The 16,145-nt window shown below is 62.6% G+C and carries 15 protein-coding genes; 6 read left to right on the top strand and 9 right to left on the bottom strand.

Annotated elements, in window-relative coordinates; translation table 11 throughout:
• Positions 1–102 precede the first annotated feature (102 nt).
• Positions 103–669 carry an ActR/PrrA/RegA family redox response regulator transcription factor gene (locus QMG80_RS09905; RefSeq protein ID WP_280950020.1) on the top strand — a complete coding sequence of 189 codons (567 nt, stop codon included), beginning with the start codon at positions 103–105 and terminating at the stop codon, positions 667–669.
• A 41-nt stretch (positions 670–710) separates the two neighbouring features.
• On the opposite strand, the gene QMG80_RS09900 is transcribed toward QMG80_RS09905, so the two are convergent.
• Positions 711–1,196, bottom strand: coding sequence for an MmcB family DNA repair protein (locus QMG80_RS09900; protein WP_280949992.1), 486 nt, complete (start codon positions 1,194–1,196; stop codon positions 711–713).
• 113 nt (positions 1,197–1,309) lie between these two features.
• Here QMG80_RS09900 and QMG80_RS09895 point away from each other — a divergent pair, with 113 nt between their 5' ends.
• Positions 1,310–2,398: a polyamine ABC transporter substrate-binding protein gene (locus QMG80_RS09895; RefSeq protein WP_085772659.1), complete on the top strand. Its 1,089-nt coding sequence runs from the start codon at positions 1,310–1,312 to the stop codon at positions 2,396–2,398.
• A 170-nt stretch (positions 2,399–2,568) separates the two neighbouring features.
• Here the strand turns inward: QMG80_RS09895 and QMG80_RS09890 are convergent, their stop codons facing one another.
• The 5 genes from QMG80_RS09890 to recG all read right to left on the bottom strand — a co-directional run bounded on the left by QMG80_RS09890 (position 2,569) and on the right by recG (position 9,171).
• Positions 2,569–3,093 carry a GNAT family N-acetyltransferase gene (locus QMG80_RS09890; protein ID WP_085773801.1) on the bottom strand — a complete coding sequence of 175 codons (525 nt, stop codon included), beginning with the start codon at positions 3,091–3,093 and terminating at the stop codon, positions 2,569–2,571.
• A 91-nt stretch (positions 3,094–3,184) separates the two neighbouring features.
• Positions 3,185–3,754: a cytochrome b gene (locus tag QMG80_RS09885; protein WP_199768986.1), complete on the bottom strand. Its 570-nt coding sequence runs from the start codon at positions 3,752–3,754 to the stop codon at positions 3,185–3,187.
• 401 nt (positions 3,755–4,155) lie between these two features.
• Positions 4,156–5,670, bottom strand: coding sequence for a chromosomal replication initiator protein DnaA (gene dnaA / locus QMG80_RS09880; RefSeq protein WP_085772658.1), 1,515 nt, complete (start codon positions 5,668–5,670; stop codon positions 4,156–4,158).
• Positions 5,671–6,549: 879 nt separating this feature from the next.
• Positions 6,550–6,822 carry a 30S ribosomal protein S20 gene (gene rpsT, locus QMG80_RS09875; RefSeq protein ID WP_085772657.1) on the bottom strand — a complete coding sequence of 91 codons (273 nt, stop codon included), beginning with the start codon at positions 6,820–6,822 and terminating at the stop codon, positions 6,550–6,552.
• 246 nt (positions 6,823–7,068) lie between these two features.
• Complete coding sequence (gene recG / locus QMG80_RS09870) at positions 7,069–9,171, bottom strand: ATP-dependent DNA helicase RecG (RefSeq protein ID WP_085772655.1); 2,103 nt, start codon at positions 9,169–9,171, stop codon at positions 7,069–7,071.
• 100 nt (positions 9,172–9,271) lie between these two features.
• Between recG and QMG80_RS09865 the strand changes: the two genes are divergently transcribed.
• Complete coding sequence (locus QMG80_RS09865) at positions 9,272–9,868, top strand: Uma2 family endonuclease (RefSeq protein ID WP_085773799.1); 597 nt, start codon at positions 9,272–9,274, stop codon at positions 9,866–9,868.
• Entirely contained in the window at positions 9,865–10,197 is a 333-nt protein-coding gene (locus QMG80_RS09860; protein WP_085772654.1) for an antibiotic biosynthesis monooxygenase family protein, read from the top strand. Before QMG80_RS09865 ends, QMG80_RS09860 begins: the two co-directional genes overlap by 4 nt.
• A gap of 68 nt (positions 10,198–10,265) precedes the next feature.
• On the opposite strand, the gene ilvD is transcribed toward QMG80_RS09860, so the two are convergent.
• Positions 10,266–12,098: a dihydroxy-acid dehydratase gene (ilvD, locus tag QMG80_RS09855; protein WP_085772653.1), complete on the bottom strand. Its 1,833-nt coding sequence runs from the start codon at positions 12,096–12,098 to the stop codon at positions 10,266–10,268.
• A gap of 103 nt (positions 12,099–12,201) precedes the next feature.
• Complete coding sequence (locus tag QMG80_RS09850; RefSeq protein WP_085772652.1) at positions 12,202–12,465, bottom strand: acyl carrier protein; 264 nt, start codon at positions 12,463–12,465, stop codon at positions 12,202–12,204.
• 590 nt (positions 12,466–13,055) lie between these two features.
• Here QMG80_RS09850 and QMG80_RS09845 point away from each other — a divergent pair.
• Together QMG80_RS09845 and QMG80_RS09840 are read left to right on the top strand one after the other, a co-directional pair.
• Positions 13,056–13,550 (top strand): hypothetical protein, encoded by a 495-nt coding sequence (locus tag QMG80_RS09845; protein ID WP_085772650.1) that lies wholly within the window; start codon positions 13,056–13,058, stop codon positions 13,548–13,550.
• A 157-nt stretch (positions 13,551–13,707) separates the two neighbouring features.
• Positions 13,708–15,240, top strand: coding sequence for a DUF1254 domain-containing protein (locus QMG80_RS09840; RefSeq protein WP_199768985.1), 1,533 nt, complete (start codon positions 13,708–13,710; stop codon positions 15,238–15,240).
• 74 nt (positions 15,241–15,314) lie between these two features.
• Here the strand turns inward: QMG80_RS09840 and QMG80_RS09835 are convergent, their stop codons facing one another.
• Positions 15,315–16,145: a cytochrome c1 gene (locus QMG80_RS09835; protein ID WP_085772649.1), complete on the bottom strand. Its 831-nt coding sequence runs from the start codon at positions 16,143–16,145 to the stop codon at positions 15,315–15,317.

Here is a 16,145-nt window from a genome sequence, read left to right as displayed (position 1 = left end):
CGGCGCGCTCCGCCCCTTTCGCAACGGGGTCGCGCCGGCTAAGATGTATGAGACTCGAACGAGGATTTCGGAATGGCGGTGGAGGAGAAGCGCGGAGAGGAGATGGAGACGGCCGAGCTTGCGGATGCGATGTCCTTCCCATCCGAGGAGATGACCCTGCTCATCGTCGACGACGACCGGCCTTTCCTGAACCGACTCTCCGCAGCGATGCAGGCCCGGGGCTTTTCGGTCTCGGTCGCCGACTCCGTCAAAGCGGGTCTCTCCTTGATAGCGCAAAGCCCTCCAGCCTTTGCGGTGATCGACATGCGGCTTGGCGACGGCAACGGCCTCGACGTGATCTCGGAACTCAAGGCCAGGCGTCCCGACGCGCGCGGCGTCATGCTGACCGGCTACGCCAATATCGCGACGGCCGTCACGGCAGTGAAGCTCGGCGCCTTCGACTATCTGGCGAAGCCCGCCGACGCCGACGAAATCTACCACGCATTGATGGCGACGCAGGCGGAGAAGCCGGAAACCAGCGAGAACACCATGTCAGCGGACCGGGTCCGCTGGGAGCACATTCAACGCGTGTTCGAGGCCTGCGACCGCAACGTCTCGGAGACGGCGCGCCGGCTCAACATGCATCGGCGCACCTTGCAGCGCATTCTCGCCAAGCGCGCGCCACGCTGACGCCCGTCTCCTAGAGCGCGTCCCGCATCGCCGCGTGAGCTTCAAGGCTCGCCGGGATGCAGAGCAGCGTGCAGACGCGTCGCCGCCAAAGCGCCGAAGCGCACGAGCAGCGCCCGGCGCGCCGCCGGCGCAAGCGCCTGGATCGGCGCCTCCCGTTCGACCGCCGCCCCATAGGCGTCCGCGACGATCAACCCGACCTCTCCAGGGAAGATCTCCCCTCCGAGGAGGCTCTCGGCGAGAGCCAGCGGGACGGCGAAGTAGAAGCGGTCGCAAAAAGGCTGGTAATGCCGCCATTTGCCATCCGCCCGGAAGTCCGCAAGGGAGGATTTGACCTCCACGATTCGGATCGAGCCGTCGCGACCGAGCGCGGCGAGGTCCGCCCGCCGGCCGTTAGGGAGCGGGAACTCGCTCAGCACCGCATGGCCTAGCGACCGCAGCAGGATACGCGTCCCCTTCGTGACGCTGCGCGTCTGCTCCGGGCGCAGAGTGAGCGCCTCGAAAGATTCCGCAGGCATGTCGTCAGGCACGTCTCGGTGCTCCTTCGCGCGGACAGCTCGGCCCTGCGGGATGATCGCGCGTCGCCAAAGCCCACGCAAGCATGTTAACAACGGCGACCTCCCCCCCAAAGGGTGTCGCTAGAATGAAAAAAATCCTGGCCGCGCTGCTCGCTTTCGGCGCGCTCTCGCTTGCCCAAGCCGACGCCAAGGAGCGCGTCGTCAACGTCTTCAACTGGAGCGATTACATCGACGCCAAGACCCTCGACGATTTCTCGCGCGAGACCGGCATCAAGGTCGTCTACGACACGTACGACTCCAACGAGATGCTGGACACGCGCCTACTCGCGGGCTCGACCGGCTACGATGTGGTGGTGCCCTCGGCGACGTTCCTCTCGCGCCAGATCAAGGCGGGAGCCTATCAACCGCTCGACATGAGCAAGCTGCCCAACGCGAAAAACATTTGGCGCGAGATCGCCGCCAAGCTCGCGCGCTACGACCCCGGCAACCGTTACGCGGTCGACTACATGTGGTACACGACCGGCGTCGCCTACAACGTCGAGAAGGTGAAGGAGAGGCTCGGCGACAAGGCCATCACGAGCTGGGACCAGATTCTGCGGCCCGAGAATCTGAAGAAGCTTGCGAGCTGCGGCGTCTACATGCTCGACAGTCCCGAGGACATGTTCGCCATCGCGCTCAATTATCTCAAGCTCGATCCGAATTCAAAGAAGCCTGAGGACATTCATAAGGCAGACATGCTGCTGTCGAGCCTGCGGCCTTACGTCAAGAAATTCCACTCCTCGGAATATATCAACGCCCTGGCGAACGGCGACATTTGCGTCGCCATCGGCTGGTCCGGCGATTCCTTCCAGGCTCGCAGCCGCGCCCGCGAGGCCAACAATGGCGTGGAGATCGCTTTTGCAGTCCCGCGGGAGGGCACGCTGATCACGCTCGACACCCTCGCCATACCCGTCGACGCGCCGCATCCCGAAGAGGCCTATGCGCTGATCGACTATCTGCTGCGGCCGGAAGTCGCTGCGCGCAACACCAATGCGACCCAATTCGCCAATGGCGTCGCGGCCTCGCGCCCGCTCATCGACCCGACGATCCTCGGCAATCCGTCGATCTATCTCGACGATGCGGGGATGAGCCGGCTCTTCGCCGTCACCCCGCCGGACCTCGCGACACAAAAAGCCATGACGCGCGCCTGGACGCATGTGAAGACGGGACGTTGAACGCGCCCCGTCTCAAGCCCTCTCTTGCGAATACCCTCGCCTTGAGCATGTCACGGAAAAGTGCGAAGCGGTTTTTCGGTTAGGACATGCTCTAAGCTTTTGATTTAGCGCGATGCCTAATCGCTCGAACGATTCCGTTCGAGCGGGAAACGCGCTAGAGCGCGATGCGATCAACGCCACTCCTTGCGCAGAATGGCGTACTGCATCGTGTTCTCGTAGATCGGAACGCCGTCATCGTCTTTCTTGAACGACACGAATTCCTTGAACAGTCCTTCCTGGCGCATTCCCAGTTTTTCGCACAGCCGCTGGGAGGACGTATTGTTCTCCTCCACATAGGCGTAGAGCCGACGCGCGCCCCTCTCCGCAAAGAGAGAAACGAACATCGCTTTTGCGGCTTCAAGGGCATAACCGGCGCCGCCGAAGGATGGATTGAAGTTCCAACCGACGGAGAAGGTGTCTTCTTCCGGAACTGCGAACAGGTCACCGATAAGCCTGTCTGAGTTTTTCAGGCAAACGGCGATATGCTCGTCGTCTACGCTTCGCCGCCCGGCTTCGGCCTCAGCCTCGCTATTGTCCTTGAGCGTAAGCGACAGAAAGCAGCTCGCGACAGGCTCATGCAGATACTCAAAGAGCCCGGCCGCGTCATGCTTCCGAAAATTCCTCAGGACAAGCCGTTCGGTTTCGATCTTTTCCATGGTGACCTTCGCTGATCGAGAAGAAAACTGCGAAAGCTGCGCGACTGTGCTTGTCCTTCGGCGTTCAGACGCGGCCGCTTCGCCGCGCATTTCAAAGCATGCGCGGGAGAACGTCGATCTCGCCGCTCTTGTCTTGCAGACGATGCTTCACAGCGCCCGCAATGTGCAAAACGACGCAGGCCAGCAAGAGATACGCAGAGTAACTATGCAGCGCCTGAAACACCGCGAACGCTGTATCGTTCTTCGGCAGAATCTCCGGCACATGCGAGAGGAAGAAAAAGGGCACGCCGTCGCTCTTGGTGTAGCTGCTCGACATGGCGTAGCCCATGAGCGGCGTAAGTAGCGTCAAAGCGATGATCAGCCGATGGGTTCCGTGAGAAAGCGACTTCTCCCAAGCCTTTAGGGCCTCTGGCGCATGTGGCAGCATAGCATGGTCACGCCAGCGCAAGGTGAGATGCACCAACGTCAGCAGCCAGACCAAGATCCCGAACTGCTTGTGGTTGTGATATAATGCGCCGGCGGTGGGATCGTCGTCGGCGAGCCTGGTCATGTACCACCCACACGCAATCAACCCTAAGATCAGAACTGCCCGCAGCCAGTGCAGGATGCGGATCGATAGTGGATATTTGACGCTGCGGCGTCTTCGAAATGTTTCCATCATGCGGCCTCCTTGTTTCGGCCGAGTCGTTGCCGACGTCGGATTTGCGGTACAACACCCTCAAGTATGGCCGTTTTTTGCGGTTTGTGTGGAGGTCGCATGGATCGCGTCCGCTCTTCACCCGCACAGCGATCTCCATGCCGGCGACGGGGACACGTCCCCTTTTGAGCAGGTCGCCGCCGAGCGGTGAGCCATCAGTTGGGTGCGTCGATCATATGCGTTGGGACTTTCCGCGACGCCATACGAGAGCGCGGGAAGTTCGGCGACGCTGCGGTCAGCTTGGCGCTCGCTCAGTAACGCGACAAGTCGCGTCATCCCGGCAAATCGCGTCATGCGAGCGGGGGCCTGGCCATCACCGGTAATTTCGGTTCAGGCCGCCGCCTTGAAAAACCATCAAAACAAAATCACTGCTCATTCAGCATGCGCTTGAGCAGCTCGACCACCTGAGCCAGACCATTGTCCTTCGCGATCAGGTTTTCGATCTTGCGTACGGCATGAATCACGGTCGTGTGATCCCGGCCGCCGAATCGCCGGCCGATCTCCGGCAGGGAGCGCGGCGTCAAGGCTTTAGAGAGATACATGGCGACCTGACGGGGCAAGACCACATTGGCGGTGCGGCGAGAGGAAACGATATCGGCGCGCGAGACGTTGTAATGGCTGGCGACGAGCTTCTGAATGTCGTCAATCTTGACGCGTTTGGGTTCATGCGTGTTGACGAGATCGCGGATCGCCTGCTCCGCAGTCGAGACGCAGATCGGCGCCCCGTTCAAGCTCGAATGCGCGAGGAGCCGAGACACGGCGCCGTCAAGATCGCGGCCGTTCGAGGTGATGATTTTCGCGACGTAGACAACCACGTCACGCGGAACGACGAAAGCGTCGTGTTGCTCTTTCGCTGCGGCGATGCGCGTCTCCAGCACCTGCTGACGCAGTTCCTCGTCTAGCGGGCCGATCTCTACGCAGAGCCCGCCCTTGAAGCGCGACGAAGCGCGTTCGTCCAGCGACTCGAGTTGCGCCGGCGGCCTATCCGCCGCGACGACAATCTGGCGACCGGAATCGATCAGCGCATTGACGAGATGCGAAAATTCGGCCCGCAGAGTCTTGCCTTGGAGAAACTGGAGATCGTCCACGACCAGCATGTCGATCGAGCGCAGGTCTTCCTTGAGCGCATAGGCGGTCTGGTCGCGCAAAGCATTGCCGAAATTGCTCATGAAGCGTTCGGCGGTCAGATAAAGCACGCGGCGCCGACCGTCCCCGACCTGTCGAGCCATGGCTTGGAGAAGATGCGTCTTGCCCAAGCCGACCGACGCATGAACGTAGAGCGGATTGAACAAGGGCGCAGCGCCTTGGGCGCATTGCTCTGCCGCGCGACGGGCGGCGGCGAAGGCGAAGTCATTGGACTTTCCCACCTTGAAAGTCGCGAAAGTCAACCGTCTGTCCAGGGGAGAGCCGACGAAACCGTCAGCCTCCGTTCTCGTGCCGATTTTTGGACTGCAAACCCGCCGTTGATAGGCGAGCGCCGTCTCGCCCACGGCCTCGCCCGCCGTGGCCAAGGCGAGTGACGGCATCGGCTTGAAGCTTGGCGCGGCGCTCCTCAATCCGGGCGCGGCGGCCTGCGCTGCTTTCGTCTTGGGGTTGGGGGTGCGCACCTCGATGATCACCTTGTCCACACCCTTAAATTCGGCCGCGATCCGCGCCCTTATGAGTTCCAGGTAATGCTGGTTCATCCAGTTACGAAGGAACTTGGTCGGCATCGTCAGATAGAGAAGGCTCCCCTCCCGACGCAGCAGCTCGAGCGCGGAAAACCAAGTCTCGTATTTTTGATCTCCGACCTCGATGCGCATCCGTTCGCGCGCGCGTTCCCATTCTTGTCGGTACTCGCTGGAAAGCGAGCCGGCTGGCAAATGATCGTCGTCCGACATGGAAGGATCCTGAGAGTAAACAGATTCGCGTCCGAGCAGCGGCGATAGGCCGCTCGGCGTTGGATCATTTGCAAATTCTGGAACTGATGGCTTTCGACGCCTCGGAAAGCCCCACAGCGCCGACAGGACCGCGTCAGTCCGTCAGCGGCCGTCGCTAGGCGTGAAGTTCGCGGCTTCGGCGTTTCGGACCGAGCGAAGCGCTTGCGCGCTCTCCATGTAATCAGGAACCCTGCCGTCCTCGATCCTCAGCCCAGCCCGCATAACCAGCCCTCCATGCACACACACATTCAGTCGACGCCCGCCGACACGCTCGCAATGCTCAGCCATGCATCCCGTTGCGCTTTGTGCTTCGACCGTCGGCTCAGATCAACCCTAAAGAGACGGCAGCCATTCAAAATCAGCAAACCGCTCACAGACGCGAGATGCGGGGGCTGCCATTCAGCTCCGCAGCGATGCGAGGCGTTGAGGTGGTTTCTCTGTCTCCGATCTATGGACTTTAGTCGGCCCGATTTCGCCTCGCAATCGCAAAACACGTGAGGGGGATGACCAAAGTGAAGATGTCGGAGGGTTGTGCCGCGGTCGGCATCGCAAGGCGGTTGTGATTTAACGTCTTGCCGAAGGTGCGCCGGTTTGAAATTTTTTTTTCACTCAATTGTCATCGGATGTCGCGCAACGCACGGGCGGCAGCGGGGGGGAATAGGATAAAGGCCGTGGCGACAACCTTATCCGCAACGAGTTGAATTTCAGAAAAGATTTTTGCTCGGGAAAATTCGCGCGCTAAAATTGAGCGAAGCCCCTTCCTCGCCGTCAAACTGTGACGGCGAAGCATTCGGAAAGGGTCTCGTGAAAGCGCGCCTCTCGGCGCGCGGGTTTTGCGCCTCAGCCGGCCGAGGCCAGCGCCTTCACGCGCGAGGTCAAGCGCGAAACTTTCCGCGAAGCGGTGTTCTTGTGAATCACGCCGCGCTGAGCCGCGCGCATGAGAATCGGCGCCGCGGTGTTCAGGGCTTGGGCCGCCGCCGCCGCATCGCCGGAGGCGATCGCCTCCTCGACTTTGCGCAGGAACGTGCGCATCTGGCTACGACGAGCGCGGTTTACGGACGTGCGGCGAGCAATTTTGCGAACGGCCTTCTTGGCCGAACTCGTATTAGCCATCTTTATTTCCCTTGGAAGGCCCGCGAAGCGCTAAAAGGCTCCGAAGCGCCAGCAGCCGCAGAGCTGCGGCGAAGTGGGAGGGCTTATAGGCCGAGGGCGCCATCCGCGTCAATGCGCAGCTGCGCCGGTCGGGGCGAATGAGGGCGACGCCAAATGGGAAATTTGGCGACCTCCCCTCTTCTTGGGTCTTGGAGGCGAACCGACGGCCAATCGAACCTTGCGGATCGAGCTCGACCTCAAGAGCCCTCACCCCGCGCGCAACAGGCGAAGGGCCTCGTCTCTCTCGAATAAATAGAGCAGCACGCGTAAGGCCTTGCCGCGTTCGCTATCCAAGTCCGGATCGCGACGCAGGAGCAGTTCCGCGTCATCGCGGGCCACGGCGAGCAGCCGCGCATGCGCGAAGATCTCGGCGAAGCGAAAATTGGGCAGGCCGGATTGGCGCGTGCCCAGGATTTCGCCCTCTCCGCGCAGCCGGAGATCCTCTTCGGCGATCCGAAACCCGTCCTCGGTCTCCCGGATGGTCCTCAGCCGTTCCTTGGCCGCCTGACCAAGCGGCCCTTTATATAAGAGCAAACAAAAAGAATCCCGGTCGCCTCGGCCGACGCGGCCCCGGAGCTGATGCAGTTGCGCAAGGCCGAAGCGCTCGGCGTGCTCGATCACCATAATCGTCGCCTCGGGGACGTCGACTCCGACCTCAATAACCGTGGTCGCGACAAGGAGCTGCGTCCGGCCAGCTTGGAAGGCTTCCATAGCGGAATCGCGCTCCGGACCTTTCATGCGGCCATGCACAAGTCCGACGCGAGTCCCGAAGCGCCGCTCGAGCGCCTCGAAACGCGCCTCGACCGCGGCGAGATCCAGCGTCTCATTTTCCTCGACCAGCGGACAGACCCAATAGGCGCGGGCGCCCTGAGCGAGACTGCGCTCGAGCCCTTCGAAAATCTCCTCCATCCGGGATTGCGGCAGCGCGCGCGTCTTGATCGGGGTTCGCCCCGGCGGCTTCTCATCGAGAATCGAGACGTCCATGTCGCCAAACAGCGTCAGCGCGAGCGAACGCGGGATCGGCGTCGCCGTCATGACCAGCGTGTCGGCGGCCTCGCCCTTGGCGCCGAGCGCCAGCCGCTGTGCGACGCCGAAGCGGTGCTGTTCGTCGACGACGGCGAGACCTAGGTCCTGAAAGACGAGATCGCCGGTGATCAGCGCATGCGTGCCGATGACAACGCGGGCGTCGCCGGCCGCCACGGCCGCATGCAGCGCGGCGCGGTCGGCGCTCTTCGCGCGACCCGTGACGAGAACCGTCTCCACGCCCTGTGCGCGAAACAGCGGGGCAAGTTTTTCGTAATGCTGCCGCGCGACAATCTCGGTCGGCGCCATCAAGGCCGTCTGCCGCCCCGCTTCGATCACCTCAGCCATAGCCAAGGCGGCGACGATCGTCTTGCCGGATCCCACATCGCCCTGCAGCAGACGCAGCATGCGTCGATCCGAGGCGAGATCGGCGCGAATATCATCCAATGCCCGGCGCTGCGCCGGCGTCAGCGAAAAGGGCAAAGCGGCCTCGATCGCTTTCGCGAGCCGGCCCGCGCTCTTGTGCTCGCGGCCGGGCGGTCGGCGCATCTTCGAGCGCAACAGTCTCAACGCAAGCTGCTGCGCCAGGAGCTCGTCGAGCGCAAGACGTTGTCGCACGGGGCTCGTCGGCGCGATGTCGCCGGGCTCCTGCGGATGGTGAAGCCGCGCGAGAGATTCCGCGAAGCCTCCAAGCTTGTGCGCGGCCAGAACTGAGGCGTTCTGCCATTCGGGAAGCTTGGGAAGCTTCTCCAGGGCGCGATCGACCGCGCCACGAAGCTGGCGCTGCTGCAGACCTTCGGTCAGCGAGTACACCGCTTCGACCGGCGGCAGGCGGGCAAGGCCGGCCTCGTCCAAAATGCGGTCGGGATGAACGATCTGGCGGTAGCCGTCATAGAGCTCGAGCCTGCCCGAAACCCAGCGCGTCTCGCCAATCGGGAGGCTGCGCTCAATCCAATCGACATTGGCCAGAAAGAAGACAAGCAGCGCGTCGCCAGTCTCGTCCTCGACTAGAACCCTGAAGGGCCCTTTGGAGTAGCGTCCCTCGGGCTTCCGATGCTCGGCGACGCGCACCTTGACCAGCACCATCGTGTCGAGCGGCGCCTCGGCGAGACGCGGGCGCGTTCGGCGATCGAGCGTGTTGCTTGGCGGCGTGAACAGGAGATCGACGAGGCGCGCTTCCTGCCCCGGCTTCGCCAGAAGGCGATTGAACAGAGCTCCAGTCTTGGGACCGACGCCCGGCAAGGCGGCGACGCGGCCGAACAGGGGATCGAGGATCGAGGGGCGCATGAGGCGCGAAATACGCCTAAATCGCGGGGATTGTCATGTGGCGAAGCGACGGCGAGGGCGGTATGTTGAAAAAGGCGGAAGCGGCAAAGAGGACGCCGGCATGAGCGCAATTCCCAAAGAGCGCATGACCGTCGAGGAGTTTCTCGCCTGGTCGGAGCGCGCGCCCGAGCGTTACGAGCTGGTGGACGGACTGGTTTTCGCGCAAGCCGCCGAACGCGCAGCGCATGCGAAGATCAAGGGTGAGGTCTTTGTTGCTCTTCGCGAAGCGATCCGCCGGGGTAGTCTGAGATGCCGGGCGCTGCCCGACGGCATGGCCGTGCGGATCGACGCACGCACCGTGTATGAGCCTGACGCCCAAGTCTATTGCGGACCCGAGCTGCCGGCGGACGCGCTGCTCTCCGAAAACCCGATCATCGTCGTCGAGGTCATTTCGCCGTCAACTGGGCGTAACGATGCGCTGCGCAAGCTCGAAGGCTATTTCCGACTGCCGAGCGTGAGACACTATCTGATCCTCTCTCCCGATGAGCCGCTCCTGATCCATCACGCGCGCGGCGAAGGCGAAACGATCGTGACCCGCATCTTCCGCTCGGGCGTCGTCGCGCTCGATCCGCCAGGACTGAAGCTCGATTTGACGGAAATTTATGGAGCGGCGGCCCCCGAAGACCCCGCGGGGCGCATCTTGGAGAGAGATTTATGACGTCTGCGCGCTTCGCCAGCACGCCGAAACCGCCCTATTGGGTCGTCGTCTTCACCGCGCTGCGCAAGGACGCCGACCCCGCCTATGACGCGATGGGCGCGAAGATGTTCGAGCTCGCGACGTCGCAGCCGGGCTTTCTGGGGATCGAGGCCGCGCATGATTCCGAGGGCTTCGGCGTCACGGCGATTTATTACACCGACGAGACGTCGATCCTGGCCTGGAAGGCCAACGCCGAGCATCTCGTCGCGCAACAGCTCGGCAAGGAGCGCTGGTACGCGCATTATGAAGTGCGCGTCGCACGGGTGGAGCGGGCCTATGGGGGGCCGTGATCAGAGACTCGGCATGATCCGCTTCATGAAACCGTCGAAGCGCAACTCGCAGACGGCTGGCGGGGTCCCTACCCCACCTCCCGCACCGCCCCCTTGGCCGCGCTCGTCGCCATCGCCGCATAGGCGCGCAACGCCTTGGAGACGACTCGATGGCGCGCTTGCGCGGGCGCGAAACCCTTCGCCTGCTGCGCCTTGCGGCGCGCGGCAAGCTCCGCCTCGCTCACCGCGAGCTTGAGCGAGCGGCCCGGTATGTCGATCTCGATGCGATCGCCGTCTTCAACGAGCGCGATGAGCCCGCCTTCCGCCGCTTCCGGCGAGACATGGCCGATGGATAGCCCCGAGGTTCCCCCGGAAAAACGCCCGTCGGTGATCAGCGCGCAGGCTTTGCCGAGACCTTTCGATTTCAGATAGCTCGTCGGATAGAGCATTTCCTGCATGCCCGGACCGCCGCGCGGACCCTCATAACGAATGACGACGACGTCGCCTTCCTTCACATCGCCCGTGAGAATCCCGGAGACCGCCGCGTCCTGGCTCTCATAGACCCGAGCCGGCCCGGTGAATTTGAGAACGCTGTCGTCGACGCCGGCGGTCTTCACGATGCAGCCGTCCTCGGCGAGATTGCCGGAGAGCACAGCGAGGCCGCCGTCCTTGGAGAAGGCGTGGGCCGCATCGCGGATGACGCCATGCGCGCGATCCATGTCGAGCGCTTCATAGCGGCGGCTTTGCGAAAAGGCCGTCTGGGTCGGCACGCCGCCCGGCGCAGCCTGGAAGAAGTTTCGCGCGGCGACGCCCGCGCCGCCGCAAATATCCCAGGCCGAGATGGCGTCTCTCAGGGTCTTGCTGTGCACGGTGGGGAGCCCATCGTGAATGAGGCCCGCGCGCAGGAGCTCGCCCAAAATCGCCATGACCCCGCCGGCGCGATGCACGTCCTCGAGATGCACGTCGGCCTTCGCGGGCGCGACCTTGCAGAGCACCGGCACGCGTCGCGACAATCGGTCGATGTCGGCCATGGTGAAGCCGACCTCGGCCTCATGCGCCGCGGCCAGAAGATGCAGCACCGTGTTCGTCGATCCGCCCATGGCGATGTCGAGCGTCATCGCATTCTCGAAAGCCTTGAAGCTCGCGATCGAACGCGGCAAGGCGCTGGCGTCATCTTCCTCATACCAGCGGCGCGCGAGCTCGACGATGCGCCGCCCCGCTTCCAGGAACAACTCCTTGCGATCGGCATGGGTCGCGAGCGCCGTGCCGTTGCCCGGCAGCGCCAGCCCCAGGGCCTCGACGAGGCAGTTCATCGAGTTCGCCGTGAACATGCCCGAGCAGGAGCCGCAAGTCGGGCAAGCCGAGCGTTCGATCGTCTTGACCTCGGCGTCGCTGTAATGCTCGTCGGCGGCGGCCACCATCGCGTCGATGAGATCGAGCGCGACGGCTTTGCCATGCACGTCAGCCTTGCCGGCCTCCATGGGGCCGCCGGAGACGAAGATCGTCGGAATGTTCAGCCGCAACGCGGCCATCAGCATGCCAGGGGTGATCTTGTCGCAATTCGAGATGCAAACGAGAGCGTCGGCGCAATGCGCATTGGCCATATATTCGACGCTGTCGGCGATGATCTCGCGCGACGGGAGCGAATAGAGCATGCCGTCATGCCCCATCGCAATGCCGTCGTCGATCGCGATCGTGTTGAACTCTTTGGCGACTCCGCCGGCGTTCTCGACCTCGCGCGCGACGAGCTGGCCTAGATCCTGGAGATGCACATGACCCGGCACAAATTGCGTGAAGGAATTGGCGATCGCGATGATCGGCTTGCCGAAATCCTCCTCGCGCATTCCCGTCGCGCGCCAGAGGCCTCGTGCGCCCGCCATATTGCGGCCATGGGTCGAGGTGCGCGAACGATAGGGAGGCATGGCGAGCTCTCTTTTTCAGCCGGGCCGAGGGAGAGCTTTGACCTACCCCATGCGGCCGCGCGCCGCAATATGCGCGGCCGCGGCGCGATCATGCGAAAGCCGCTTAAGCGGCGCGGCTCGCGAGCCTTTTGGAAAGCGGGAGCGCCTCGAGACAAGCGACGATCGAGTCGATCGAGGCAAAGCTCTGGCGTCGCAGCATCGAGACCGGGAACTCGATCTCATAATGATCCTCGAGCGCGAGCATGACGCGGATCGCCGCGAAAGGCGTCAGTCCTTCGTCATACAGATTGGCGTCGGAGGCGAGAGTCATCGCGGGGCGGTGCAAGCAGCCTTGCCGATCAAGAAGGCGGCGGACGGTCTGGTTCATCAATTCCGGGCTCCATCAGAACCGGCTCTGCTTGCAACATTCGCTGCGTTCAGACCCGGCGTGTCGTGACCGAGATCATTTGAGACGACGGCGCCTGAACGGTAAGTGAATTGTCGCAAGTTTTAGCCTTCGATGGTTAAGGGTCGGTTTCGGCGCCTCGACGAGGCGAGACTGGTTTCGCCCAGGCACATGGCGAAAATAGGGTTTTTCGTGACTCTCTTCGTGGCCTCATGCACGCGAGCAGCAATGGAACAGCGACATTTCGCAATGGGTCGCGCCGTCGAAACGAAAGCTCGTATCGTGTAAGCCCCGCGCGCGGCCAGGGCGCGCTTTACGGCCGTTACGAACAGCGACGCCGGCTGCGATTGCTCAGACGAAGTCGCACATAGAGCGGTTTTTCTAGCGTATATTCAATGCATTGCGTGGCAGTGCGCGCGTCGGCGTGTTTGAGCCGGGAAATCGAAAAAGCCTGTCGCGACGCGGCTCGCTTTCGCACGGCGACAACATTGAGATAGAATGACGATCGCAAGCGGAAGTGGCCGCCAACGGGCGCGTGACGACGCTCGATTTTGTAAACAGAGGAAGACGACATGCGCCCTTGGACCCTGAAGACGCAGGCGCTCGCCGCGACGTTGATCGTGGGAGCATTTGCCGCGCCGCCCGCTCTTGCGGCGATATGCCTGTTTGGCGGCTGCGACGTCGGAGAAAAGGCGGCGAAAGCCGTTCTCGAAAACCTGCTGAAGCAGCGGTTCGACAAGCCGGCTCAGATTCTGGAGTTCAAGACGACGATGACCGAGCGTCTCGAGATGCATGCGACAGGCGAGAAGGGCTTCGAATATTTCTTCAACGCGACGGTGCTGTTTCCCGAGGGCGCAAATCTCGAATGCAAGCCGGAGTCGGCGGGCCAAGCTCCAGAAGGCTGCTCGGCGAGCACCCATTACGTGACCGCGCCGCGCGCTTCGGATCCCAAGGGCAAGCAATATGTCGCGCCCGGGCAAAAAGTGACCTTCGACGAGGAATACCGCTTCTACGAGGCCGGCAAGAGCTGGAAGGGCCCGGACGGCAAGATCTACGATGGAGAGTGACGTCGCCGCCGATGTGCGCGGCGCGTCGGATGCTCCGGCCTTTGCTAAAAGTCGGAAAGCCACGGCGGAGCCGTCATATGAGGAGCGGCTCCTCTGCCGCTTCCCGCTCGAATAGCGATCCCTTCCGCCGCAAGACCGACAGTAAAAGGAGATTGCTATGCGGCTTACATCTGGCGAGACGAGCGCACGCTTTTGCGGAGCCCGCGGAATCGGCGACCCTCGCATAGCGATCACATTGCTCTTGGCCCTTATGGGGAATAACGCCCTCGCGGCGGCGTCAGATCTCGAGAGCCGGCCCGCTCCAGCAAACGCGGTTTCTCGACAGGCCGCAGAACGAGCCAAGGCGCTCGGCGTCTACTCCGAGGCGATCGCTAGAGCCGCCGCAGCCTGGGGCGCGCCGCTCGTGACCATGTATTGCTTGCGCTACAATGACGCCTTGGGACCCCATCCCAAGGCCGCAGTGAATTCAATTTGGAGGATGGAGGACATCTCGACGCCCGAGCTGTCTGAGGAAGCGGGCTATGTGACCCCCAACGTCAACACGCTTTATGGATTTGGCTTTCTCGATCTTGCCGCCGAGCCGGTGATCCTCAGCGTCCCCAACTCGCACGGCCGTTATTACATGGTGGAGATCGTCGATTTTTGGACCAACGCTTTTGCTTACGCGGGCGGCGTCGCAAGCGGCTACAAGGGCGGAAAATTCGCCCTGGTCGGACCCGATTGGAAGGGCAAGCTCCCGCCAGACGCAAAGCGGATCGATTCGCCCACGCGCTGGGTCCTGATTCAACCCCGAGTCCATGTCCTGGACCGCGACGACCTGCCGGCGGCCAAGACGGTGCTCGAGGGTGTGAAGGCGCAAGGGCTGGCCGAGGCCCTGGGAAGGACCCCGGCGCCGGCGCCCCGCTATGATTATGCTGCGCCGCTGTTCGCCGACCCGAAGCTGCCGGTCAGCGCGCTGAAATTCAAGGACCCGTTGCAGTTTTGGGAAATTCTCGGCGAAGCGATGAGAGAGAATCCGCCGCCGAAAGACCAGATCTCCGCGCTTTTGCCGCTGTTCAAGCCCCTTGGGATCGTCCCTGGCGAGCCCTGGGATCGCGCCAAGCTGCCGCCCGGCGTCGTCGATTCGATGACGAAAGTCGCCCAGTCGATCGGGGCGGAAATAGCTTTGCTCCCGAGCGGAAGCTTCCGCAATGGCTGGCTCGTGCCGCCGCCGACGACGGGCGACTTCGGGAACGACTACTATAATCGCGCAGTCATCGCCCGAAACGGGCTCACTGCGAACACGCCCAAGGAGGCGATCTATATCGGCGGCCTTTCCGGAAGCGACGGCAATCGGCTTTCCGGCAAAAACCGCTACACAGCGACCTTCAAGACGCTGCCGCCCTATATCGAGCCGGGCTTTTGGTCCCTGACCTTGTACGACCTGGCGAACAATTACACGGTTTCAAATCCGATCAATCGCTACTCGCTCGGAAGCGACAACAAGAAGCTAAAGCGCAATCCGGACGGGTCGCTCACAATCTATCTGCAGAACGAGAATCCAGGGGCTGATCGGGAACAAAACTGGCTGCCGGCGCCGAAGGGCGACTATTATCTGATCTTGCGCGCCTATGCGCCGGGCCAGGCGCTGATCCGATCACAGACCGACCCGCAAGCCTTCCCGCTGCCGCCAATCGAACTGGTAAAATAAGGACGACTTCGCTTCAGCTTCTTGATTTGACGTGATCCTTATCGCTCGAACGATTCCGTTCGAGCGGAACCACATTAGTGGTCGACGGAGGCCCAGATGCTCCGCTTGACGAAATACAGCAGCGCCGCGAGCACGATCAGGAACGAGACCACCGCGAGACCCATGCTCTTCCGGTCGTTGAGATGCGGCTCTGCGGACCACATCAGGAAGGCCGAGACGTCTTTTGCGTATTGCTCGACTTTTTCGGGAGCGCCGTCGTTGTATTTCACCGCTCCGTCAGTCAGGGGCGGGATCATGCCGATTCGCCGACCCGGCATGTAGACGTTGTAGAACTGCCCGTCGCCGAGCGTGAAGCCCGCCGGCGCATCGCGGTAGCCCTGGACCAGCGAAGCGATGTAATCGACTCCGCCTTCCTGATAGCTGAACCCCGGCAGAGCATCGAGAAGGAAGGTCGGGAAGCCCCGCGAATAGCCGCGCGCCTTGGCAAGCACCGACATGTCCGGCGGATAGCTGCCGCCGAGCGCGGCGCGAGCCGCCTGCTCATTGGCGAAGGGCGCGGGGAAGGTGTCGCTCGGACGGCCCGGTCTCTCAAAGTAGTCGCCCGCCGAGTTCGGACCATCCTTGATCTTATAGCTCGCAGCGAGCTTTTCGACCTCAGCCTGCGACAGTTCCGGCCCGCCCGACTCCGCCAAATTGCGAAAGGCGAGCAGTCGGATGGAATGGCAGCTCGAGCAAACCTCGCGATAGACCTTAAAGCCCCTTCGCAGCTGCGCCTTGTCATAGCGCCCGGAGACGCCGGCGAAGCTCCAATCGAATTGCCGAGGTCGCTCCTCATGCTCCGAAGCGCTCTCTGCAGCATTGGCGAGGCAGGGCGAGACCAGCATGATCAGGGCGACCGCCAGCAT

Origin of the sequence: Methylocystis bryophila (assembly GCF_027925445.1) — a bacterium.
Classification (GTDB): Bacteria; Pseudomonadota; Alphaproteobacteria; order Rhizobiales; family Beijerinckiaceae; genus Methylocystis; species Methylocystis bryophila.
The sequence above is the reverse complement of the archived record's forward strand: the minus strand, read 5'-3'. Positions and strand labels throughout refer to the sequence as shown.